Raw genomic sequence first — 24,181 nt, 5'->3', positions numbered from 1 at the left:
GGAGCGGTAGTTCAGTTGGTTAGAATACCGGCCTGTCACGCCGGGGGTCGCGGGTTCGAGTCCCGTCCGCTCCGCCATATTCGAAAAGCCGTTAGCTATTCTATAGCTAACGGCTTTTTTTGTTTCTGCTTCCGGTAAGTTGTTACCCCTTTTTTTACGCCTGGAACGATTTGTTCGCCTCAAGCGATTCGCTCAGATAGTCCAGTAACATGCGCACCTTGGGTGATAAGTGGCGGTTCTGGGGATAGATAGCCCAGATGCCATCATCGGCTTCCTGCCAACGCTCCAGCAGGCTGATCAGCTTCCCTGATTCGATAGAAGGCTTCACGTAGTAGTCTGGTAACTGGACAATTCCGATGCCTTTAAGGGCTGCATCCAACAGCGCCCAGCCACTGTCACACTTGATATTGCCTTTTATCTGGATGTTGTGGAGCTTGCCTCGCTCCTGAAACCGCCAGTAATCCAGGTTGCCCTGCAGGCAGTTGTGTTGTTCCAGCTCGGACAGGGAGTGAGGGACCCCGTAAGTGGACAGGTATTCCGGTGAGGCGCACACGTACAGGGTTCTTGATGACAATCGCCTGGCTATCATGCTCGAGTCCTCGAGCTTGCCCAGGCGCACGGCGAGATCATAACCTCCGGCTATCAGGTCCAGTTTCTGATTGGTCAGGTTAAGTTGAACCTCAAGCTCCGGGTAACGCAGAACAAAATCGTTCACGAGGGGGGCAATGGTTTTCTCTCCGAAGGTAACCGGCGCGGTCAGTCGCAGCTGCCCCCTGGGAACCAGTTGAAGGTTGGTCATGGCGCGCTCTGCTTCTTCCAGCCCGTCCAGCACCTGTCTGCAGTGCTGGTAGTAGGTCTGTCCGGCTTCGGTTACAGAAACCTTGCGGGTAGTCCGGTAAAACAGCCTCGTTGATAGCCTGGATTCCAGTGCGCTGACCTGCCGGCTGACCTGAGCAGTTGAGATCCCCAGTCTTTTACCGGCTGCGGTAAAGCTTTCTGCTTCTGCAACAGCTACAAACTCACTGACTCCTTCCCAAATGTACATCCACTGACCCTCGCGTTGCAGGCTAAATGCGTCGGGATATAACGCACTGCGCAGGAAAATACTTCTGTTACTGTTACTCACCGGTAAAAGTGAATTGACATATTATGGGATTATCACGCATGAGGATAGGAATACAATGTTCCATTACACAAGCGGAGCCCTCCGCCAGAGCTATACAAACGATGGGAGTGTTTTATGACTGAGATTATCAAATCCAAAGCCGCCATTGCCTGGGGCCCGAAACAGCCTCTATCTATTGAAGAAGTGGATGTCATGCCGCCGCAGGCCGGTGAAGTGCGCATCCGTGTTGTAGCCAGCGGAGTGTGTCATACGGACGCCTTTACCTTGTCTGGTGAAGATCCGGAAGGCATCTTTCCGGCGATACTGGGCCATGAAGGCGGTGGCATTGTGGAGTCCATTGGTGAAGGTGTTACCAGCGTTCAGGTGGGCGATCATGTTATCCCTCTGTATACCCCGGAGTGCGGGGAGTGCAAATTCTGCACATCGGGCAAAACGAATCTGTGCCAGAAAATTCGTGAGACTCAGGGCAAGGGCCTGATGCCGGATGGCACCAGCCGTTTCTCGAAAGATGGCCAGCCTATTTTCCATTATATGGGTTGCTCAACCTTCTCCGAGTATACCGTCTTGCCAGAAATCGCCTTGGCGAAGGTCAATAAGGAAGCTCCGCTGGAAGAGGTGTGCTTGCTTGGTTGTGGCGTCACCACCGGCATGGGTGCGGTCATGAATACCGCCAAGGTAGAAGAGGGCGCTACTGTGGCCATCTTCGGGATTGGTGGTATTGGCCTGTCGGCAATTATAGGTGCCACTATGGCCAAGGCCAGCCGCATTATTGCCATTGATATTAACGAGAGCAAGTTTGAGCTGGCCCGCAAGCTGGGGGCTACCGACTGTATCAATCCAAACGATTATGACAAACCAATCCAGGAAGTGATTGTCGAACTGACTGACGGTGGTGTTGATTATTCGTTCGAATGTATTGGTAACGTAAATGTGATGCGCTCAGCTCTGGAATGCTGCCACAAAGGCTGGGGCGAGTCGGTGATTATTGGTGTGGCTGGTGCCGGCCAGGAAATCTCTACCCGTCCATTCCAGTTGGTAACGGGGCGGGTCTGGAGAGGCTCTGCCTTTGGTGGTGTAAAGGGACGTTCGGAGCTGCCGGGTATCGTTGATCGTTATATGCAGGGCGAGTTCAAGCTTGATGATTTCATTACTCACACTATGGGCCTGGAAGGGATTAACGAAGCCTTTGATCTGATGCATGAAGGCAAGAGCATTCGATCAGTTATTCACTTCGATAAGTAATCAAGATGGTCGTTTGCAGATTTTGCCGGCGACCGTTTTTCTGAGAGGTTCCAATGAATATTGAAAATCTGAGCTGCAATAAAAGCTTCGAGGGGTGGCACAAGCAGTACAGTCATTATTCGGAAACACTGAATTGCACCATGCGTTTTGCTGTTTACCTGCCTCCGCAGGCATCAAGTGGTGACAAGGTGCCGGCTCTGTACTGGTTGTCTGGCCTGACCTGCACTGATGAGAACTTCATGCAAAAAGCCGGTGCCCACCGCATTGCAGCCGAACTGGGTATGGCTATTATTGCGCCGGACACCAGTCCTCGCGGTGATGAAGTGCCAGACGATGACGGCTACGACCTGGGCAAGGGTGCGGGTTTCTATGTGAATGCAACACAGGCGCCCTGGAGCCGGCATTACCGCATGTACGATTACGTGCTGACCGAACTGCCGGCACTTATCGAATCCATGTTCCCGGTTACCGGGCAGCGTTCAATCGCCGGCCATTCCATGGGAGGGCACGGTGCTTTGGTCCTGGCGCTGCGCAACCCTGATCGCTATAGGTCTGTATCGGCCTTTAGCCCTATCTGTAATCCGGTGAACTGCCCGTGGGGCAAGAAGGCTTTTGGCGCTTACCTGGGTAAGGATACCTCCAGCTGGGCAGATTATGATGCCAGCCTGCTTATGCGTAACGCCCGCGAGTTTGTGCCGGCTTTGGTAGACCAGGGCGAGGCTGACGACTTTCTGGCCGAGCAGCTCAAGCCAGAAGCGCTGGAAGATGCCGCTATCCATAGTAGTTATCCGTTGAAACTGAACCGGCACGATGGCTACGACCACAGCTATTACTTTATTGCCAGCTTCATTGAGCAACATCTGCGCTTCCATGCAGGATTTCTGTTTCGGTAAGGCTCAGGTTCCCTGGCGGCGTTCCGTGAATCAAACCGGTACTTGACGGCTTGATTCACGGAACTGCTTCCGGTGCTCTCCGGGGCTTACGTCAAACCAGCGACGATAGGCTTTGTGCAGAGCGGCGGGGTTGGAAAAGCCGAGAAGCCAGGCTATTTCGGATAACGATGTTTCTGTTTCCCTGATGTAGTCCCTCGCCAGTTGTTTCCGGGTGTCATCCATCAGCTCCCGGAAGCCGGTTTTCTCTGCGGCCAGCTGCCTCTGAAGTGTCCACGGAGTGACTCCCAGCTTTGAAGCGATTGTCTCAAGGCTGGGGGTTTCGCCCCTGAACAGGGGTGTCAGCAGGCTTCTTACCTGGTCTCCGGTTGTCCAGCCCCTCTGAAGTTCCTGCAACTCCTTGTCGCAAATCTGTGTCAGTTTTTCATGCATGGCTGGTTGTGCCTGCATTGTTTCCCGGCCCCATATGTCTTGCCTGACCGTCAGGCTGTTCCTGGGGGCACCAAACTGAACCGGGCAGCGAAACCAGGCCTCAAACAGCTCGTCCATGCCAGTGGACGGGTATTCTATAGTGACTCGTTCCAGCACATCCCATTGTCCGGTGGTCGTGCGCAAAAACTGTGTCCAGCCGGCCAGTACCGAGTCCACAACAAAGTAATTGAAGGCGTTGTAGGGGCGTATGGAATAGAATTCCAGCCTCCGTTTTTCCGGCTCTGCCGTGGGTGTCCCCCTGGCATTACGGCTGGTCAGCAAAGAGTAGCGAATAAGTGTCAGCAAGCCGGCCCCGGCAGTGCTGGCGGACTCGCCGGCAAGGCCTGCAATTCCAGCGTCCACAGGTCGCGACAAAGCACCGATCCTCAGTCCTAATCCGGCATTGCCGCAAGCCTCGATAGCCGCGTGGCCCAGCCTCATGAATCGCGGAATGCTGATTCGGGCGGCGGGTGAGGTGAGTGTCTGTTCGCTGAGTTGAAAGCGTCGCGTCAGATCCTGCACATTTACGCCCTCTGCTTCCGCGGCCCGGAGCATTACATTCACATGGAGAACGCTGATATCTCCGAGGGGATTGCGCTTGGAGTTGAGGGGCGAGCGTGGTGGGCGAAGATCGGGTGAGTTCATGGCCTTTCCGGGAACAGTTGTTATCTAAGGATAGTATAATGTTATTCAGGGATATTGTTGAAGTTCGCCCACATCGGTAATTTAGTCCTCATATACAAGAGCTGGACGCTAAAAGTCTGGCCAGAAATCACGATGAGGAGACCCCCATGACCACCAAAGCAACGCCAGGCCACGCCAAGTACCCGCATTTACTCGAACCCCTTGATCTGGGCTTTACCAAGCTCCGTAACCGCACGCTGATGGGGTCCATGCATACAGGGCTGGAAGAAGCGAAAAACGGTTTTGAGCGCCTGGCTGAGTTCTACGCTGAGCGTGCCCGTGGTGGTGCAGGTCTGATCGTTACAGGTGGTATTGGCCCCAACCCTGAAGGTGGTGTTTTTCAGGGTGCGGCCAAAATGACCAATGATGAGGAAGTGGAGAAACACAAGGTTATCACCCGTGCCGTGCACGAGGCCGACGGTAAAATCTGTATGCAGATTCTTCATGCAGGGCGTTATGCCTATTCTCCTGCGTTGGTTGCGCCCTCTGCGATTCAGGCTCCTATCAACCCGTTTAAACCCAAAGAGCTGGATGAAGCCGGCATTGAAAAGCAGATTGAAGACTACGCTGTATGTGCACAGCTGGCGCAGAAGGCGGGTTATGACGGCGTTGAGATCATGGGCTCTGAAGGCTACTTCATTAACCAGTTCATTGTGTCTCATACAAATCACCGCACAGATCAGTGGGGCGGCAGCTATGAGAATCGTATCCGCCTGCCCATCGAAATTGTACGTCGTGTTCGCGAGCGGGTCGGCGAGAATTTCATACTGATTTACCGTCTTTCCATGCTGGACCTTATTGAAGATGGCAGCACCTGGGAAGAAGTCGTTCTCCTGGCCAAAGAGATTGAAAAAGCCGGTGCGACTATCATCAACACCGGCATCGGCTGGCATGAAGCCCGGGTGCCCACCATTGCCACCTCTGTTCCACGCGGTGCCTTTACCAAAGTAACTGCGCGCCTCAAGGGTGAAGTCAGTATTCCGCTGGTCACCACAAACCGCATTAACATGCCGGATGTTGCAGAGAAGATTCTGGCCGAAGGCGATGCGGACATGGTGTCCATGGCCCGACCATTCCTGGCTGATGCGGACCTGGTCCTGAAAGCGGCAGAAGACCGTGCCGCCGAGATTAATACGTGTATTGGGTGTAATCAGGCATGCCTGGATCACACTTTTGGAGGCAAGTTGACCTCATGTCTTGTGAATCCGCGCGCTTGCCATGAAACTGAGTTAACTTATGTCAAAACTGCAACGCCCAAGTCAATTGCTGTCGTGGGTGCAGGTCCCGCAGGGATGGCTTTTTCGTTAGTTGCGGCCGAACGGGGCCATAAGGTGACCCTGTTTGATGCCGGTAAAGAGATCGGAGGCCAGTTCAATGTGGCCAAGCTGATTCCTGGTAAAGAGGAGTTCTATGAAACTCTGCGTTATTACCGGGTGATGCTTGATAAGCGTGGTGTTGATGTGCGGCTTGAAACCCGTGTAAGTGTTGACGATCTGAAAACGGGTAACTTCGATGAAGTTGTGCTGGCAACGGGTGTCGAGCCGCGTATACCGGATATCGAAGGTGTTGACCACCCGAAAGTGATTGGCTATCTCGATGCATTGCTGGAGCGTAAGCCTGTGGGGCAGAGAGTTGCGGTTGTAGGTGCTGGCGGTATCGGCTTTGATGTTTCCGAGTTTATCGTGCACAAGGGTACTTCCGCCGCGCTGGATACCGGTCACTTCATGCGTGAGTGGGGTGTGGATCTGACGGTGGAGCACCGCGGTGGTATTCAGGGTGTAAAGCCTGAGGTTCCGGAACCTGCACGCGAAGTTTATCTGCTGCAAAGGAAAACTTCGAAAGTTGGCAAAAATCTGGGCAAGACCACCGGTTGGATTCACCGGACCTCGCTCAAGAACCGCAACGTTCAGATGATTCCAGGTGTTACCTATCGCAAAATTGACGATGAAGGGCTGCACATTACGGTCACGCCCAAGGGCGCGGAGCAGGGTGAAGACCGGGTTTTACCAGTCGACACAATTATTCTTTGTGCAGGCCAGGAGCCTTTGCGTGAACTGCAGGGTGGCCTTGAAGCTGCGGGGCTGAATGTACACCTTATTGGCGGCTCGGATGTGGCTGCAGAACTGGATGCGAAGCGTGCTATTGATCAGGGTTGTCGACTGGCCGCTAATATCTGATCACAAAACGTTGCAGTTTTTCTCTGTGCACCGGAAACTCTCTGGCTAGACTGTAAACTTGATGCAGTCAGAGAGTTTTTGATTTTAGGGAGTTTGCAATGGTTTCTGCCGGCCCGGCGACGGACGATTATTCGGCGGTATTTTTTATCGAAGGCAACGAGGTGGCCCGGCAGATGCGTGCCAGCGAGTTTGGCGCCTTTCTTGATGGTTATGTCGGATTGTCGGACCTTGCTGAAACCGATGTAAAGGCAGTGCTGGTTGATCTGAGCAGCGATCTTCTGGTCCGTGCTCTGGTGTTTTTCCGTATCTGGTTTGATGAGGAAGGCAGAGCCGATAGCAGCTGGAACATGCCTGTAGAAGATCTTGCTGCCCGTGGTGCGAAAGGTCCGAATATGGGAGGTGGAGCTATTCGCCTCGTGTGTCGCAGCCAGTGCCCGGAGCCCAAGTACGCCTCTGAGTTATGGGATCCGGACATGACGCCGGGCAATAACCATTTCCAGGTCATTCGTAAAGCCGTTAAGGCGAACAAACTCAAGTTTCGCCGTGTTGAGCCGGAAGAGGAAAATATCCCTGTACTGCGTGCCGGGCAAGATGCTTCGGATGAAGAATCCCGTATCGGTGCAGATCGTGCACGCCTGGCTCAGCTGATTCGGGAACAGCGCCTGCGGATAAAGACCTTGCAGAGCGTTCACCGGGATATGCTGTCGGAAGTACAGCGTGAACACCGGCTTGAGATGAAGGCGCAGCGTAACGAGATTGAAGATCTCAGTCAGAGATATGAGCGTCAGCGCCTCAGCAATGAGCAGTTAAAGCAACGACTGGCCGAGCGCAACCAGCAGTATCTCACCCTGCAGGAGCAGTTGGCGTCCTCTGGCGCCGGCAAGGAACGTGATGACGCCAATGTTGATGCTGAGCTGGTATTGCTCAGGGAGCAACTCGACAGCAAGCGGCGCGAGCTGGAATACAGGGATGACAAGATTGTTGCCCTCGAGCAGGAGGTTGACGAGCTCAAGTACCGGGAACCGCTTGAGAATTCCATTATGGATCACCTCAAGAAACAATCTGTTTTCCTTGTGGCCTACCATCCGGGAGTCGGACACCTGACCCTTCCTTACCGAGAAATAGAAACCTACTTCGATAACCCCACTGCCTATGCATCGGAACGCTGTGGTATGAATGAGCCTTCGTACCTCCAGTGGCTTGAGCACTATGAGAATCCGGTGTGTCAGCATGCGGACGGAAAAGGAGGCGTTTGTGGTGAGCCTCTGTTACGCGTAAGTCAGCCAGGAGATTTCCGGCCTGGTCTCGATGACCATTGCGAGAAGCATCAGCCCTGAAGAACTGGCAGACTTTTCTGGGATTCCGGCGAACTTTTTTCAGTATCGGGATGACTTTCGTTAAACTGTAGGTCAGATTGAGATAGGCGCCGGCGGGCTTGTCCGCTCTCGTCGTATTCCGACACCACAGGAAGCTTCATGGATCATTTCAGAAACATAGGCGTTATCGGCCGGATGGGCAGCGTTAAAGTGGTTGAATCCCTGCGCCAGCTCAAACAGTATCTGGTAGCCAATCATTATCACGTTATCCTTGAGGAAGACACGGCCAGCATGTTGCCCGGCCACGGTTTTCAGGTTGCCAGCAAAAAACTCCTTGGCGAAATCTGCGACCTGGTTATTGTAGTGGGTGGCGATGGAAGCCTGTTGGGCGCGGCCCGGGAACTGGCAAAGTCCAAGATTCCTCTGCTCGGTGTAAATCGCGGCCGGCTGGGTTTCCTTACGGATATTTCGCCTTCGGATCTCGAAGAGCGGCTGGGTAAAGTCCTTGCCGGTGAATATATTGAGGAAACGCGGTTTCTGCTGGATGGTAACGTCGAGCGCAATGGTCAGCCGCTGGGCTTTGGGACCGCGCTGAACGATGTGGTACTGCACCCGGGGAAATCCACCCGCATGATTGGGTTCGATCTGTATATCGACGGTCACTTTGTATACAGCCAGCGTTCGGATGGCCTGATTGTCTCCACTCCTACCGGCTCAACCGCATACTCGCTCTCCGCAGGAGGGCCGATTATGCATCCAAAACTGGACGCCATCGTACTGGTTCCGATGTTTCCTCACACGCTCAGTAGCCGCCCGATTGTTGTGGATGGCAAGAGTGAAATAAAGCTGGTTATCGGGGATACCAATGAGACCTATCCGCAGATCAGTTTTGATGGCCAGATGAATATCGCCTGTGCACCGGGCGATATTATCCGTATAGCCAAGAAGCCTTTCAAAATCCGCCTGATTCATCCAACAGACCATAATTTCTACGCCACCTGCCGTGACAAGCTTGGTTGGGCCAGCGAAATATCAGCGAGTTGATTATGGCCGGAAGCAATCATACTGCAAGTCGTGGTTACGACATCATCGGAGATGTTCACGGTTGCGCGAACACTCTCGTGCGGCTGCTTGAGCAGTTGGGGTACAGCAAAGTTAACGGGGTGTATCAGCACCGCCGTCGTCAGGCTGTCTTTATCGGGGATATTATCGATCGCGGCCCGAGAATCCGGGAAGCTCTCCATCTCGTAAGGGACATGGTGGAGCGGGGCTCGGCGCGGATCGTAATGGGAAATCATGAGTATAACGCTCTGGGTTACTGCACACGGGCGAGGGCCGGCAGCGGCAAAACATGGTTGCGTGAGCACAATGCCCGTCATGACCGGCTGATCCGTGAAACTCTTGATCAGTTTGAAGCCTATCCTCACGAATGGAATGACTTTCTTGAGTGGTTTTTTACTATTCCGCTATTTATTGAAGAAGAGGATTTCCGTGCAGTGCACGCGTGTTGGGATGGTGATCTCATCGAGAAATTCAAGCAGGCACAGGGTGGAGCCTGCATTGATGAAGACTTTCTTCACGCTTCTGCCGCTATAGACTCCTTTGCCGGGCAGGTCATGGATACGCTGCTCCGGGGTACGGATCTTCGTCTTCCTCAGGGTATGAAAATTACCGGACGTGATGGTTATGTCCGGGAGTTTTTCCGTACCAAATTCTGGGCGGATAATCCGAAAACCTACGCAGATGTTGTGTTTCAGCCTGACCCTTTGCCAGCAGAGGTCGCCAGCCGGGTCCTGACAGAAGATGAACGCAAACAGCTCATAAGCTACCCCTTGGACGCCCCTCCGGTGTTCGTTGGTCATTACTGGATGGAAAGCGAACCAGCACCGCTGAAATCCAACGTTGCCTGTATTGATTTCAGTGCAGTGAAATATGGTCGTCTGGTGGCGTACCGGATGGATGGTGAACGGGTACTTTCCCGGGACAAGTTCGTCTGGGTGAATGTGGCGCGGGACCACCACGATTCCCCCGATTATCCCACCAGCGAAGACAGTGTCGCGCGCTGATGCAACCAGGTGAGCGTTTGTCGGAATACTCCATGAGGCAAGGTAGATTGTGTACCGAGTAAAGCAGCTGGATACAAGTATAGATCTTGGTGGGTTCAGTCAGTGGTTGAGAGGCCAGGGTGTTCCCCACCGGATTAGCGAGGAGGGTGGTTTCCAGGTGCTCTGGCTGGAAAACCCGGATCACGCAGAGCCGGTTCTGGAAGCCCTGGACCGGTTCCTTGCAGAGCCGGGAATCCGGAGGGCAGTGGAGGATCACAACCGCTCACCTGTATTTGTAGCAGGGCGTTGGCAACCATCTCCCCGTCATGCCCCCCTGGTGGTCGGGATGATTGTGCTGGGCGTGTTAATGGCCTGGTTTACCGGTCTTGGCAGCAACCAGTTTACGGCCAGCCTGATGATCATTGATCCTCGGGCTCACGACTGGGGCAATATGGCCGCGCGTATTGATGCCCTCTCCGCAACGCTTGCCAGTGGTCAGGTCTGGCGACTGTTCACGCCGGATTTCCTGCACTTCAGCTGGACCCACATTATATTTAATGCTGTGATGTTGTGGTTTCTGGGTAGCCAGGTTGAATGGTTTGACGGTCGTGGCCGTCTGATTGTGCTTTTCATCATAACGAGCCTTTTCTCCAACGGGCTGCAGTACATGATCTCCGGGCCTCTGTTCGGTGGTCTTTCCGGGGTTGTTTATGGGATTCTTGGGTATTGTTGGTTAAGCCAGCGAACCCTTCCCCGGTTTCAGTTTCCTCCGGCGCTGGTAACCTTTGCAGTGGTGTGGATGGTAATCGGGTTTACCCCTTTGCCTGCAATGCTGGGTCTGGGGAGTATGGCAAACGAAGCCCATCTGGGTGGGTTCGTTGCTGGCCTGGCGTTGGCGGCCATATTGCCTGCACGTAAAATACCGCGTGCATAAAAAAAACCCCACCAGAGGTGGGGTATAAAAGAAGCGTTAAGCTCCTGATGAGAGAGACCAAATGATACGACCGTCGTCATTTGGTGAAGTAATGATAATCATTATCGTTTATGTCTGTCAAACGATTCCTCTACTTTATTCATGAAGGTTTGTTCAGGAGAACCGGATGACCTACGAAGAACTTATTCAACGGCTCGACCCTGGCGTTTATAAGAGCCTGCGTCAGTCCATTGAACTCGGCAAATGGCCGGATGGTCGCAAGATTACGCCGCAGCAGCGTGAGATCAGTCTTGAAGCCGTTATTTACTATGAAAATCTGCACGATATTCCAGAGCAGGAAAGAGTTGGTTATCTTGACAGAGGCAGCAAGGCGGGCACGGCATGTGATCCGTCTGTGCGTCTCAGCCAGCAGTCTGGCGGTAATGACGTTGATCCCGACCAGTTTGTTGAGGTCAAGTCTTGATTAACCATATCGATGTAACCGGAAGACTCAGGAAAATGCCCGTAGACGCAGGCAATCCCGTGTCCTACGACCTGGCTGTGGGTGATGCCCGCGTGCCAATGAATGAGCTTATTGGCAAGCCTCTGCGTTTTGACTTTGATGGCGTAATCCGTTGCATTCATTGTGACAGGACTACGAAAAAGAGTTTTAACCAGGGGTTTTGCTATCCTTGTTTCCGGAAGCTGGCTGCCTGTGACAGCTGCATCATGAGTCCGGAGAAATGCCATTACCACCTCGGCACCTGCCGGGAGCCTGAGTGGGGGGAAACCCACTGCATGGTTGAGCATGTGGTCTATCTGGCCAACTCATCCGGTCTGAAGGTGGGTATCACTCGAGGTTCACAGGTTCCGACGCGATGGATAGATCAGGGTGCAGTCGATGCGATTCCCATGCTGAGAGTGGCTACCCGTTATCTCTCAGGCCTGGTTGAAGTGGCTTGTAAGGCTCATGTTGCTGACCGTACCAACTGGCGCGCCATGCTCAAGGGCGATGTTCCCGAGGTGGATCTTGTGCATGAACGCCAGAGAATACTCGCATTGATTGCCGGTGATCTTGCTGCTTTGCGGGAAGAGCATGGCCAGGATGCTATCCGGGAGGTTGATGAGCAGGGGCTTGGTCTTAGTTACCCCGTGCAAACCTGGCCGGAGAAGATCAAAACCCATAATCTGGATAAAACACCGGAAGTTGAGGGGATTCTTGAAGGGATCAAAGGCCAGTACCTTATTCTGGATACCGGTGTGATCAATATTCGCAAATTTACCGGTTATGAAGTCCGTTTCCGGGTAATGGGTGATTAGCTCATCTGTTCCCGCCCTGTCTGAAAATGCCTGTGTAGCCTGCCTGAGTCTGGCTGCAAGCTGAGAAATCTGGAGACATTTAATGCGCACCGAGCAGCCAAAAACCATCTATCTGAGTGACTATAAAGTACCCGCACATCTGGTGGATACGGTGGATCTACGCTTCGAACTCTTTGACGACGGTGCAAGGGTACACAGCACTCTGTCCATGCGTCGCAACCCGGAATCCACTGAAGTGTCCGCCCCTCTGGTTCTGGACGGGGACAGCCTCAGGCTTGAGCGTGTTGCACTCGATGGCAAAGAACTCCAGGCCGACGCTTACCAGGACACAGGTGATCAGTTAGTGATTGCAAAGGTGCCCGACAGTTTCCAGTTAACGGTCGTAACCTGGATTGAACCTCAGAACAACACGCGTCTTGAAGGCTTGTATAAATCGTCCGGCATGTTCTGTACCCAGTGTGAGGCTGAAGGTTTCCGCTGTATTACCTATTTCCCGGATCGCCCTGATGTAATGGCTCGTTACCGCACACGTATCGAAGCAGATAAAAACAGCTGTCCGGTATTGCTCTCCAACGGCAACGATGTAGACAGGGGTGACCTGGAGAATGGCCGCCACTTTGTTACCTGGGAGGACCCGTTCCCCAAGCCCTGTTATCTCTTTGCTCTGGTGGCAGGTGATCTGGTTGAAAAACAGGATACCTTTACAACCTGTTCCGGCCGCGACATTGCTTTACGTATTTATGTAGAGCCTCGTAACGCGTCCAAGTGCGAACATGCCATGGATTCTCTCAAACGCTCTATGCGCTGGGATGAAGAAGTCTATGGCCGTGAATACGATCTCGATATCTTCATGATCGTTGCTGTTGATGACTTCAACATGGGGGCCATGGAAAACAAAGGTCTGAATATTTTCAACTCCTCCTGTGTGCTGGCCAGCCAGGAAACGGCGACTGACCTCACGTTTCAGCGCATCGAAGCAATTGTTGCCCATGAGTACTTCCATAACTGGTCTGGTAACCGGGTTACATGCCGTGACTGGTTCCAGCTGAGCCTGAAAGAAGGCTTCACTGTATTCCGGGACTCTACCTTTTCTGCTGACATGGGCTCGCCAACGGTTAAGCGAATTGAAGATGTAACGCTGTTGCGCACTGCCCAGTTTGCTGAAGATGCGGGCCCCATGGCTCACCCGGTGCGGCCGGCGTCTTACATGGAAATATCCAACTTCTACACCCTGACCATCTACGAGAAGGGGGCGGAGGTTGTACGCATGATTCATACGCTGCTCGGGCCGGACCTCTTCCGCAAGGGCAGTGACCTGTATTTCGAACGCCATGATGGGCAGGCGGTAACCACAGACGATTTTGTAAAGGCGATGGAAGATGCGTCTGGTCGGGACCTGACACAGTTCCGTTTGTGGTATGAGCAGGCGGGTACGCCAGTGCTGACAGTGTCGGACGATTATGATGCACAGAGGGGAGTCTACCGGCTTACCATTCAGCAGTCTGTGCCGGATACACCGGGCCAGACCAACAAGAAACCTCAGCATATTCCATTTGCCCTGGGACTTCTGGGTCCTGATGGCGAAGCATTGCCGCTCAGTCTTGAAAGCTCGGAAGATATTGCAACCTCGCCCACAGAGCGCGTTCTGGAACTGACCAGGGCGAATCATACCTTTGAGTTCCACGGGCTGACTCAGAAACCGGTACCCTCGTTGCTGCGTGATTTCTCTGCGCCGGTGCGGGTGGTGTATCCGTGGACCCGTGAACAGCTGGTATTTCTGATGAGCCATGATCCGGATGGTTTCAACCGTTGGGATGCAGGTCAGCGACTTGCGGTTGATGTTATCCAGTCGCTGGTTGACTCACCCGATGCCGCTGAGGTTGAACCGCGCCTGATAGAAGCTTATCGGACCTTGCTTGATAACTCGGAGCTTGATCAGGCCCTGGTAGCAAAAATGCTGCAACTGCCTTCTGAAGCCTATCTGATTGAGCTGGCTGGCAGCCCGGATGTTGCGGCTATTCACCGTGCGCGGGAACTGGTTCTGAACCGGCTTGCAACCGAACTACGGGATGAGCTGATCACTTGCTATCACCGGAATACCAGGGCGGGTACCTATGAAGTTACGCCGGAATCCATTGCCCGCCGAAGCCTGAGGAACACCGCGTTAGCCTGGTTGCTTATGATTGGTGACGACACAGGTCGTGACCTGGCAATTCAGCAGCTTCGCGAAGCTGACAACATGACTGATCGCATGGGTGCACTTCGTGCGTTGGTAAACTCTGACTATGCGGAGGAACGAAACCAGGCATTGGCCGATTTCTATGAACAGTTCCAGGACGATCCCCAGGTCGTTGAGCAGTGGTTCTCTGTGCAGTCGTCCAGCGATCGCGCCGGTCAGCTGCCACAGATTCAGGATTTGCTGGAACATGCTGCCTTTGACTGGAAAAACCCCAATAAAGTCCGTTCTGTCATTGGTGTCTTTGCCGGGCAGAATCTGGCGGCCTTCCACAACCCGGATGGGTCGGGCTATTCATTTCTGGCTGATCAGGTGTGCCGCCTCGATGACAGCAACCCTCAGATAGCCGCACGACTGGTGACGCCGCTGACACGCTGGAAAAAGTTTGCCCCAGCATACAGCGCTTTGATGCGTTCAGCTCTTGAACGAATCCGGGACAAGGCGGGACTGTCAGCGGATCTTTATGAGGTAGTTCATAAGAGTCTCGAAGCCTGAGGGTTGGCAAGGGAGCGGCTGCAATGAAAAATACTGGTTGCAGCCGGATACAAAATCGCACTTTCGGTCGATAGACAACCTTGACGAATTCGCTAACCTGTCGGAAAGCCTGTCTTTTCCCCAGGTAACAATAAAAAGCCTTTTCAAAGGCCTTCAGTCGGATTCGGGGTTATCTAATGATCAATAAAAAGAGTGTGATACTCGGCAGCTTACTCGCCCTCTCGATGGCATCCACTTCTTCCTGGGCATCGGTTTCTCCAGAAGAAGCTTCCCGTCTGGGTAAGGATCTCACACCGTTTGGCTCGGTCAGGGCTGGAAACGACGCCGGAACCATTCCTGCCTGGACCGGCGGTCTTACCAAGCCTCCCAAGGGGTATAAGGGCTCTGGTCAGCACCATGTTGATCCGTTTCCGATGGATAAGGTGCTGTTTACAATCGATGCCTCCAATATGGATCGATACGCGGAACACCTCACTGAAGGTGTTCAAGCCATGTTCAAGGCTTACCCCACCAGTTTCCGTGTGCCGGTATATCAATCCCGTCGTACCCATGCGATACCCGAGTGGGTCGCGGAAAACACCCGGAAAAATGCGCTGAACGCAGAGATCGTGGGCGAGGGAGAAGGTCTGAAGGGGGCGTTCGGCGGGTATCCTTTTCCGATTCTTCACGGCAACAGTGAAGAAAAGGCCTGGCAGGTAATCTGGAATCACCTGACTCGCTGGCGTGGTGTCTCGGCGACTCGTCGGTCAAGTGAAGTCGCTGTGCAGGTTAATGGCGACTATTCCCTGGTGACTTCACAACAGGAAGCATTTTTTAATTTTTACAACCCCGAGGGTAGTGAGAGTGAGCTGGACAATATCATTTTCTACTATCTCTCGTTTACCCAGTCGCCGCCTCGCCTTGCCGGCGGCGCGATTCTCGTCCATGAAACCCTGAACCAGATTATCAACCCGAGAAATGGCTGGGGGTATAACGCCGGGCAGCGTCGCGTGCGTCGTGCTCCGAATCTGGGCTATGATTCGCCGATCGCGGCTGCAGAGAATCTCCGGACCGCGGACGATACGGATATTTTCAATGGTGCTCTGGATCGATACAACTGGTCCTATGAAGGTTTGAAAGAAATCTATATTCCTTATAACAACTACCGGATCGGCCAAAAAGGCCTTCCTTATTCGGAGATACTCGGTACATCTCATCTGAATCCGGATTACACCCGCTGGGAACTTCAACGCGTGCACGTGGTTGAAGCCACGCTCAAGGACGGTGCGCGCCATATCTACCACAAACGTCGTTTTTATGTGGATGCCGACAGCTGGAATACAGTGTTATTGGACCAGTATGACGGTCGTGGTGAACTGTGGCGTGTGACCATGGGTATTGCGAAAAATTATTATGAGCTTCCGGGTGTGTGGACGGTTCTGGACGTCTATCATGATTTACAGGCCCGTCGTTATCATGTACTCGGTCTGGATACGGAAGAACCCAACACCCGGGTCTTTACTGAAGCGGTTCCGAATAAACGCTATTTTTCTCCGTCATCTTTACGTCGCAGGAGTGTTCGCTAAGACGGACAGGCTTTCTTCAGTAACAGGCTGGCGCCGGCATGATTTTCGTTATTGCCGGCCTGAGATATACAGTTAAAAACAACATAGTAGGCAATCTGAATGGTTAAAAGGCTGACGTGTAATACTCTGGGGGCAGTCTGCCTCGGGCTTTCCATGGCCTGGTTCGTTCCTGCGGCGTATGCGCTTGCGGATATTATCGAAACGCCTGCCCGGCAAACCGACCTGGCTCCGACCAACCTCCTGAACGACGCTGTGCGTGCGGGTGACCGCATTGTGGCTGTTGGGGAAAGAGGGCATATCATCTACTCGGATGATGACGGGCAAACCTGGACACAGGGAAATGTTCCTGTTTCTGTAACCTTAACCGCAGTGGATTTCGGATCTGAAACCCAGGGCTGGGCAGTAGGTCACAGTGGTGTTGTGCTGCATACCGAAGACGCTGGTGAGAGCTGGACCCTGCAGTTAACCGGTGTTGAGGCTGCTGAACTGGCCATTGCCAGTAAGGAAGATCAGATTGCGGCGATGGAAGGACGCATTGAAGCGGCGCCTGAATCGGAAAGAGATGATCTGGAATGGGCGCTGGATGATCTGTTTTTTGTTCTGGAAAATATGCAGGCGGATCTGGATATTGGTCCTGTAAACCCTCTGCTTGGTGTTTGGTTTGAGGATGATCAGCACGGATTCGTGGTAGGTGCTTACGGCATGATCCTGCGCACGGAAGATGGCGGAGAGTCATGGAATGACTGGGCCCCCAGAATTGAAAATGCCGAGAACTTCCACCTTAACAGTATCGCGCGCATAGCTGGTGGCGGGCTTGTAATTGTTGGCGAGGCCGGACAGATCCACGTCTCTGTGGACGGCGGGGACACGTGGGAACGGCAGGAAAGCCCCTACCCGGGTTCTCTTTTCGGCGTAATCGGGACGGGACAGGACAACGAGATCCTGGCGTTCGGTTTGCGTGGGAATATGCTGTTCTCTCCAGACTTGGGAAAGTCCTGGCGTATGGTTCCGAATAGTGCAGGTGCAACACTTAATGATGGAGCCGTTTCTGATGACGGCCGCATAACGCTGGTCGGTAACGGTGGCACGGTGCTGATGAGTGGCGATGGTGCCGAATCATTTCGTGAGCATTTCCGTGGCGACAGGGCGGGAATCATGAGCGTTGTTCCGGTATCCGGAACCAATCTTCTTCTCGTAGGTGAAAGCGGCGTAAAAATTACTGATGCCCGCGGAAAGAACCTTCAATAATGCCCTGATGTGGCAACAACTGAAAAAATAATAGAGGGGCTTTTGAATGTCCAACCCGAACCATGACAGGGGTGAACACTACCTGACAACGCCCAAAGCAGAGCCGTTTCTGGAGCGTCTGATTTTTAACAATCGGGTAGTTATCCTGATCGGCTTTCTGCTGCTGACGGTATTTCTGGGTTACAACGCCATAAAAATCCAGCCGGATGCCAGTTTCGAGCGAATGATCCCGCTTGAGCATCCATACGTTATAAATATGCTGGATCATCGGAACGACCTGGAAAACCTTGGTAACTTCGTGCGTATTGCCGTGGAAACCAAGACGGGTGATATTTTTTCCGCAGAGTATATGGAGACTCTGAAGCAGATTACCGATGAGGTTTTCTATCTGGATGGTGTTGATCGTTCCGGTCTGAAAACTCTCTGGACATCAAACGTCCGTTGGGTGGAAGTAACCGAACAGGGCTTTCAGGGCGGGACTGTCATTCCGGACGGATATGATGGTTCACCAGCAAGCCTGGAACAGTTACGCCAGAATATTCTTCGTTCTAACGAAGTAGGGCGGCTGGTTTCTGACAACTTCAAGTCCACCATCGTGTACGCACCCCTGTATGAAAAGAACCCGGAGACAGGCGAACCGCTGGATTACGCAACGTTTTCCCGTCAACTCGAAGAAAAAATACGGGATAAGTACAAAGAACAGAATCCCGACATCGATATTCATATCGTGGGTTTTGCAAAAAAAGTCGGTGACCTGATCGAAGGTATAGGCTCCATTGCCTGGTTTGCAGGTATCACAATCCTGCTGACGACTCTGCTGCTCTTCTGGTATTCGAGGAGCGTCACCGGCACGCTTGTACCTGTTTTCACCTCTATTGTTGCCGTATTCATGCAACTCGGCGCACTAAGGCTTCTGGGTTACGGTCTGGATCCATACTCGGTACTGGTGCCGTTCCTGGTGTTTGCTATAGGTATCAGTCATGGCGTCCAGATTGTAAATGCCATGGCGGTGGAAGCTGCCAAAGGGTTTGATGCTGAAACCTCTGCGCGCCTTGCGTTTCGTGCACTATATATTCCGGGCATGCTGGCATTGATTTCCGATGCTTTCGGCTTCCTTACCCTGTTCTTCATCGAGATCGACGTTATCCGTGATCTGGCTGTTGCGGCCGGTCTGGGTGTGGCGTTTGTTATCATCACCAACCTGATACTGCATGTTCTGATTATGTCCTACCTTGGTATTTCCAAAGGTGGTATCCGCCACGTGCAGAATCACGGCGAAAAGCAGGATCGCAAATGGCGCCTTATGTCTTACTTTGCCCATCCCGGGATTGCACCGGTTTCATTGCTCATTGCGGTGGTTGGCCTGGGGCTGGGGTTATATTACAAACAGGGTCTTAAAGTAGGAGATCTCGATCAGGGGGCGCCAGAGCTTCGTGCCGACTCGCGTTACAACCTGGATAACGCTTATATCATCGATAACTATTCCACGAGTGCCGATGTACTGGTTGTGATGGTCGAGACTCCGGTGGAGCAGTGTACTCAGTATAGTGTGCTCAGGGCTATGGACTCGCTACAGTGGGAACTACAGAACACTCCGGGCGTTCAGTCTTCTGCTTCGCTTGCGGACGTGTCCAAGATTGTAACCAAGGCCCTGAATGAGGGCAGCTGGAAGTGGTACGAGATATCCCGTAACCAGACCATTATTAATGCGTCTATCCGTGAGGCACCATCCGGCCTGATCAACACCAACTGTAGTCTGACTCCGGTTCTGGTGTTCCTCGAGGATCACAAAGCGGAAACCCTTGAAACCGTGGTCAAGAGGGTTGAGGTGTTCGCCGGCGCAAACAATGATGAGAATCACACCTTCCTGTTGGCCGCAGGTAATGCGGGCGTTGAAGCTGCGACCAATGAAGTTATCGCCAATGCCAAAGATATGATGCTTATCATGGTTTACGGTGTGGTGAGCTTGTTATGCTTCGCGACTTTCCGGTCCATTCGCGCAGTGTTGTGTATCGTGGTTCCCCTGGGGCTGACTTCGGTTCTCTGTGAAGCCATCATGGCGGTTTCAGGTATTGGCATCAAAGTGGCAACTCTTCCGGTCATAGCCCTCGGCGTGGGTATTGGCGTGGACTACGGTATTTATATCTACAGCAAACTTGAAAAATACCTGTTGGAAGGGAAACCTCTTCAGGACGCCTATTTCGAGACTCTGCGGTCAACGGGTAAGGCTGTTATGTTTACCGGTGTAACGCTTGGGCTCGGTGTTGTGACCTGGATTTTTTCGCCTATCAAGTTTCAGGCGGATATGGGCTTCCTGCTGTTCTTCATGTTTCTATGGAACATGGTGGGGGCTATCTGGCTGCTGCCGGCACTGGCGAGGTTCCTGCTGAAGCCGGAAAGAATGATCGCGAAAGCTCGCGCAGCAAAATAAACAGAGTTGTGGTTAATTGCAAAAAAGCCCGCAGTGTGGGCTTTTTTGTTGTTTACTCAATTGGTTAGCGACCTACTCCATACTTTATTTATCGTGTGAAGTGGTCTATGTTCTATGTTGAGCGCAATGCTTGCCTGTTCACATAGGCGGGTAGTCAAAGACAACGATGAAAATAAGGGATAATTCACATGACATTGAAACTAAAAGCCTCCGCATTTGCAGTTGCTGCGGCCGTTAGCCTCGGAGCTGCCTCGACTGCAGTTTCAGCGCAGGAACAACGTTTCGTTACCATCGGTACTGGCGGTGTAACCGGGGTTTACTATCCTGCCGGAGGTGCTATTTGCCGTCTGGTCAACATGGACCGCAAAGAGCATGGCATTCGCTGCTCTGTTGAAAGTACCGGTGGCTCTGTATACAACCTGAACGCCATTGCTCAGGGCGAACTGGATCTGGCAGTTGCCCAGTCAGACTGGCAGTTCCATGCATACAATGGCAGCAGTCAGTTCAAAGATGATGGCCCCAACAAAAAACTGCGTGCAGTTTTCTCCATGCACCCCGAACCGTTCACCGTGATTGCAAGCAAGGGATCTGGTATCACAACCTTTGAAGATCTTGAAGGCAAGCGCGTTTCCGTCGGAAACCCGGGTTCTGGTCAGCGTGCTACTGCAGAAGTACTGATGAATGAAATGGGCTGGACCATGGACAAGTTCTCCCTGGCAGCCGAGCTGAAAGCTGCCGAACAGTCCCAGGCGCTTTGCGATGGCAATATTGATGCATTCTTCTATACCGTAGGCCATCCTTCTGGTGCTATCAAAGAAGCTACCACGTCTTGTGACAGTGTTGTCGTAAGCGTTGATAACAGTGCCACTAAAGCTCTGATTGATGAAAACCCATACTACCGTAAAGCAATTATTCCAGGTGGTATGTACCGCGGCAGCGATAATGACGTTGCAACCTTCGGTGTTGCTGCGACCTTTGTATCCTCTACCGACGTTCCAGATGACGTTGTTTATCAGGTAGTGCGTGCTGTGTTTGAAAACTTCGACAGTTTCAAACGCTTGCACCCTGCTTTTGCAAACCTGAAAAAAGAAGAAATGGTATCAGACGCGCTGAGTGCGCCTCTGCACCCAGGCGCGGTCAAATACTATAAAGAAGCCGGCCTGATCAAGTAAGCAGCCATACCCCTGCCGCCGGAGCATCGTTTGGATGCCCGGCGGCCATTTCGTTTTCTCGATTAACCTTCAACAGGATATTGCTATGACCGATAGCGAGCCGAAAGCCGGAGGTGCCGTCGACAAACAGAGTGTGGAACAATTCCTTCAAACCGAAACCGGGGGAAGGGCGGCCACTGGGACCGCCGCCATTATTCTGTTCACGGTGCCTTTGCTGTGGTCTCTTTTTCAGTTGTGGATAGCTTCACCACTGCCATTTATTCTGGAAATCGGAGTATTTAACTCCACAGAAGCTCGTTCTATCCACTTGGCATTTGCCTCGTTTCTTGCGTTTGCTGCTTTCCCCATGTTCAAGGGCAGGCACACCGGCCACGTACCGTTTTACGACTGGATTCTTGCTTTGGGAGCGGCATTCACCACCTCCTACCTGTATGTTTTTTACGATCAGCTCGCTACCCGTCCGGGTGCGCCTCAAACCCAGGATCTGGTTGTTGCACTCTCTGGTCTTGTGTTCTTGCTGGAGGCGACCCGTCGGGCTTTGGGATTGCCGCTGGCGGTGGTTGCCACGGTATTCATTATTTACGCTCTGGGCGGGCCCTTCATGCCCGACGTTATTGCCCACAAGGGCGCAAGCCTGAGTAAGCTGGCATCGCACCAATGGTTGGGAACCGAAGGGGTATTTGGCGTAGCTCTGGGTGTATCTACCAGTTTTGTTTTCCTGTTCGTGCTGTTTGGAGCCTTGCTTGAGCGCGCTGGCGCAGGGAATTACTTTATAAAAGTAGCGTACGCGATGCTTGGCCATATGCGCGGTGGCCCGGCCAAGGCCGCTGTAGTAGCCAGTGGGCTCAGCGGTATTATTTCCGGTTCTTCCATTGCCAATGTTGTGACTACCGGCACCTTTACCATTCCGCTGATGAAGAAGGTAGGTTTCCCGGCTACTAAGGCTGGTGCCGTGGAAGTGGCAGCCTCGACTAATGGCCAGCTGACTCCGCCGATCATGGGCGCTGCAGCGTTTCTGATGGTTGAATACGTGGGTATTTCTTACCTCGAAGTGATCAAGCACGCCATTCTGCCTGCAATGATTTCCTACGTGGCCCTTATCTATATAGTGCATCTGGAAGCCTGCAAAATGAACATGAAGGGCATCGAGCGGCTGGACAAGCCGACTCTGGCTCAGCGAATGCTTGTTTGGGTCGTGCTTCTGCTCGGTCTGAGCATTCTCACCCTGGCGGTCTATTATGGGGTGGGCTGGACGAAAGACGTGTTTGGCAGTGCTGCTATGTGGGTGCTCGCCCCATTGCTTCTGGCGATCTATGTTGCCCTGGTGGGTTATGGTTCGCGTTTCCCGGATCTGGAAGAGGATGACCCGGATTCTCTGATGGACAAGCTGCCGCCGGTAGGGGCAACGGTAAAAACCGGATTGTATTTCCTGTTGCCGGTCGTTGTGCTGGTGTGGTGTCTGACTGTCGAGCGCTTCTCGCCACAGCTGTCGGCCTTCTGGGCTACAGTATTTATGGTGTTTATCATCATTACACAGAGGCCTCTGAAAGCATTCTTTAAAAACAGCGGTCATTATCTGGATGGTTTGAAACAGGGTGGTGAGGACCTGATGCACTCGCTGGTTACCGGCGCGCGCAACATGGTTGGTATCGGTGTGGCAACAGCTACTGCGGGTATTGTTGTGGGCACGGTAACGCTGACAGGTATCGGCCTGGTGATGACTCAGTTTGTGGAGTTTATCTCTGGTGGCAATCTGTTATTGATGCTTGCGTTCACTGCCGTTATCAGCCTGATATTGGGCATGGGCCTGCCAACCACAGCGAACTACATTGTGGTATCTACTCTGATGGCGCCGGTCATTGTTACCCTGGGGGCAGAAAACGGCTTGCTGGTGCCGTTGATTGCGGTTCACCTCTTCGTATTCTACTTCGGCATTCTGGCAGATGACACGCCGCCGGTGGGCCTTGCAGCCTATGCCGCAGCGGCTATATCGGGTGCCGACCCGATACGAACGGGTATTCAGGGTTTCACCTACGACATACGAACTGCCATTTTGCCGTTCATGTTTATTTTCAACACTCAGCTATTGCTGATAGGGCTGACTGGCTGGTTTGACCTGCTGGTTACTGTTTTCAGCGCTGTGACCGCCATGCTGGTGTTCTCTGCGGCTACTCAGGGTTTCTGGTTTACCAAAACCCGCTGGTGGGAAACCATTGGTTTGCTGCTGATAACATTTACCCTGTTCCGCCCCGGTTTCTGGTGGGATGAAATTTATCCTCCCACAAACGATCATCCTGGTGTGGAGCTGCTGCAGCACGTAGATAAGGTAGCGCCAGGGCAGCCTATAGTTCTTCAGGCTTCAGGGATGTCGCTGTCAGGCGATGATGTATCCAAGTACATGGAGCTGCCGCTGCCTGCAGGTGATACACCGGAAGAGCGGTTGGCGGCAGCCGGGCTGGAGGTGTCAGCAGCCGGAGATGTGATGAACATCGATTTCGTCAACTTTGGCAGCGATGCGGAAAAGGCCGGGCTTGGTTTCGGGTGGGTTATAGAAACTGTACAGGTGGAAAACCCGCGTCCGCCAAAAGAGCTGATGTTTATTCCGGCGCTGCTCTTGCTCGGGTTGCTGGCCTTCCTGCAACTGAGACGCAGAGCGGGAGAGGGCGAGCGACCGGCTTTCGTACCCTCGCGATAGTCCTGCGGGTACAGTACCCAGGCGTCTAAGCAAAACCCGGCATTAACCTGCCGGGTTTTTTTCTGTTAAACTCCGCACCATTCTATCTGGCACTGCGGTTTGTATCGTGGATGCCATTCACCCAAGTGGTCTTTGGTATAGACCACCGCTGAGCA

Annotated in this window: 17 protein-coding genes and 1 tRNA gene; 16 read left to right on the top strand and 2 right to left on the bottom strand. The window is 53.0% G+C overall.

Features of this window, described 5'->3' with window-relative positions; translation table 11 throughout:
* Window positions 1-77: transfer RNA gene (locus DS878_RS07555), tRNA-Asp, on the top strand.
* A 77-nt stretch (window positions 78-154) separates the two neighbouring features.
* Here the strand turns inward: DS878_RS07555 and DS878_RS07550 are convergent.
* Window positions 155-1,045 carry a LysR substrate-binding domain-containing protein gene (locus DS878_RS07550; protein ID WP_113815336.1) on the bottom strand — a complete coding sequence of 297 codons (891 nt, stop codon included), beginning with the start codon at window positions 1,043-1,045 and terminating at the stop codon, window positions 155-157.
* Window positions 1,046-1,249: 204 nt separating this feature from the next.
* Between DS878_RS07550 and DS878_RS07545 the strand changes: the two genes are divergently transcribed.
* Together DS878_RS07545 and fghA are read left to right on the top strand one after the other, a co-directional pair.
* On the top strand, window positions 1,250-2,368 hold the full coding sequence (locus DS878_RS07545; RefSeq protein ID WP_261977689.1) for an S-(hydroxymethyl)glutathione dehydrogenase/class III alcohol dehydrogenase: 1,119 nt from the start codon (window positions 1,250-1,252) through the stop codon (window positions 2,366-2,368).
* A gap of 53 nt (window positions 2,369-2,421) precedes the next feature.
* Window positions 2,422-3,261, top strand: coding sequence for an S-formylglutathione hydrolase (gene fghA / locus DS878_RS07540; RefSeq protein ID WP_113815334.1), 840 nt, complete (start codon window positions 2,422-2,424; stop codon window positions 3,259-3,261).
* Window positions 3,262-3,291: 30 nt separating this feature from the next.
* Here fghA and DS878_RS07535 read toward each other — a convergent pair whose 3' ends face one another.
* Entirely contained in the window at window positions 3,292-4,374 is a 1,083-nt protein-coding gene (locus tag DS878_RS07535; protein WP_113815333.1) for an AraC family transcriptional regulator, read from the bottom strand.
* Window positions 4,375-4,520: 146 nt separating this feature from the next.
* Here DS878_RS07535 and DS878_RS07530 point away from each other — a divergent pair, with 146 nt between their 5' ends.
* The 13 genes from DS878_RS07530 to DS878_RS07470 all read left to right on the top strand — a co-directional run bounded on the left by DS878_RS07530 (window position 4,521) and on the right by DS878_RS07470 (window position 24,026).
* Window positions 4,521-6,590 (top strand): NADPH-dependent 2,4-dienoyl-CoA reductase, encoded by a 2,070-nt coding sequence (locus tag DS878_RS07530; RefSeq protein ID WP_113815332.1) that lies wholly within the window; start codon window positions 4,521-4,523, stop codon window positions 6,588-6,590.
* Between the two features lie 98 nt (window positions 6,591-6,688).
* A complete protein-coding gene (locus DS878_RS07525; protein WP_113815331.1) occupies window positions 6,689-7,927 on the top strand; it encodes a DNA repair protein in 1,239 nt (412 codons plus the stop codon).
* A 138-nt stretch (window positions 7,928-8,065) separates the two neighbouring features.
* A complete protein-coding gene (locus tag DS878_RS07520) occupies window positions 8,066-8,950 on the top strand; it encodes an NAD(+) kinase (protein WP_113815330.1) in 885 nt (294 codons plus the stop codon).
* A gap of 2 nt (window positions 8,951-8,952) precedes the next feature.
* Window positions 8,953-9,972, top strand: a complete 1,020-nt coding sequence (locus DS878_RS07515; RefSeq protein ID WP_113815329.1) for a metallophosphoesterase — start codon at window positions 8,953-8,955, stop codon at window positions 9,970-9,972.
* A gap of 49 nt (window positions 9,973-10,021) precedes the next feature.
* Window positions 10,022-10,885 carry a rhomboid family intramembrane serine protease gene (locus DS878_RS07510; protein WP_261977673.1) on the top strand — a complete coding sequence of 288 codons (864 nt, stop codon included), beginning with the start codon at window positions 10,022-10,024 and terminating at the stop codon, window positions 10,883-10,885.
* A gap of 166 nt (window positions 10,886-11,051) precedes the next feature.
* Window positions 11,052-11,348: a YeaC family protein gene (locus DS878_RS07505; protein ID WP_113815328.1), complete on the top strand. Its 297-nt coding sequence runs from the start codon at window positions 11,052-11,054 to the stop codon at window positions 11,346-11,348.
* Between the two features lie 35 nt (window positions 11,349-11,383).
* The gene (locus DS878_RS07500) at window positions 11,384-12,184 is read left to right on the top strand and encodes a DUF2797 domain-containing protein (protein ID WP_410003462.1); all 801 of its coding nucleotides are present in this window, start codon (window positions 11,384-11,386) and stop codon (window positions 12,182-12,184) included.
* Window positions 12,185-12,266: 82 nt separating this feature from the next.
* Window positions 12,267-14,915, top strand: a complete 2,649-nt coding sequence (gene pepN / locus DS878_RS07495; RefSeq protein WP_113815326.1) for an aminopeptidase N — start codon at window positions 12,267-12,269, stop codon at window positions 14,913-14,915.
* A gap of 176 nt (window positions 14,916-15,091) precedes the next feature.
* Window positions 15,092-16,480 (top strand): DUF1329 domain-containing protein, encoded by a 1,389-nt coding sequence (locus DS878_RS07490; protein WP_113815325.1) that lies wholly within the window; start codon window positions 15,092-15,094, stop codon window positions 16,478-16,480.
* A gap of 99 nt (window positions 16,481-16,579) precedes the next feature.
* A complete protein-coding gene (locus tag DS878_RS07485; protein WP_113815324.1) occupies window positions 16,580-17,728 on the top strand; it encodes a WD40/YVTN/BNR-like repeat-containing protein in 1,149 nt (382 codons plus the stop codon).
* Between the two features lie 46 nt (window positions 17,729-17,774).
* The gene (locus DS878_RS07480; RefSeq protein WP_113815323.1) at window positions 17,775-20,159 is read left to right on the top strand and encodes an efflux RND transporter permease subunit; all 2,385 of its coding nucleotides are present in this window, start codon (window positions 17,775-17,777) and stop codon (window positions 20,157-20,159) included.
* A 188-nt stretch (window positions 20,160-20,347) separates the two neighbouring features.
* Window positions 20,348-21,331, top strand: coding sequence for a TAXI family TRAP transporter solute-binding subunit (locus DS878_RS07475; protein ID WP_113815322.1), 984 nt, complete (start codon window positions 20,348-20,350; stop codon window positions 21,329-21,331).
* 85 nt (window positions 21,332-21,416) lie between these two features.
* Entirely contained in the window at window positions 21,417-24,026 is a 2,610-nt protein-coding gene (locus DS878_RS07470; RefSeq protein WP_113815461.1) for a TRAP transporter permease, read from the top strand.
* Window positions 24,027-24,181: the final 155 nt, after the last annotated feature.

The sequence above is a fragment of the Marinobacter sp. F3R11 genome, from assembly GCF_003318275.1.
Lineage (GTDB): Bacteria > Pseudomonadota > Gammaproteobacteria > Pseudomonadales > Oleiphilaceae > Marinobacter.
Note: the sequence above shows the minus strand (reverse complement) of the source record. Positions and strands in the feature narration are given on the sequence as shown.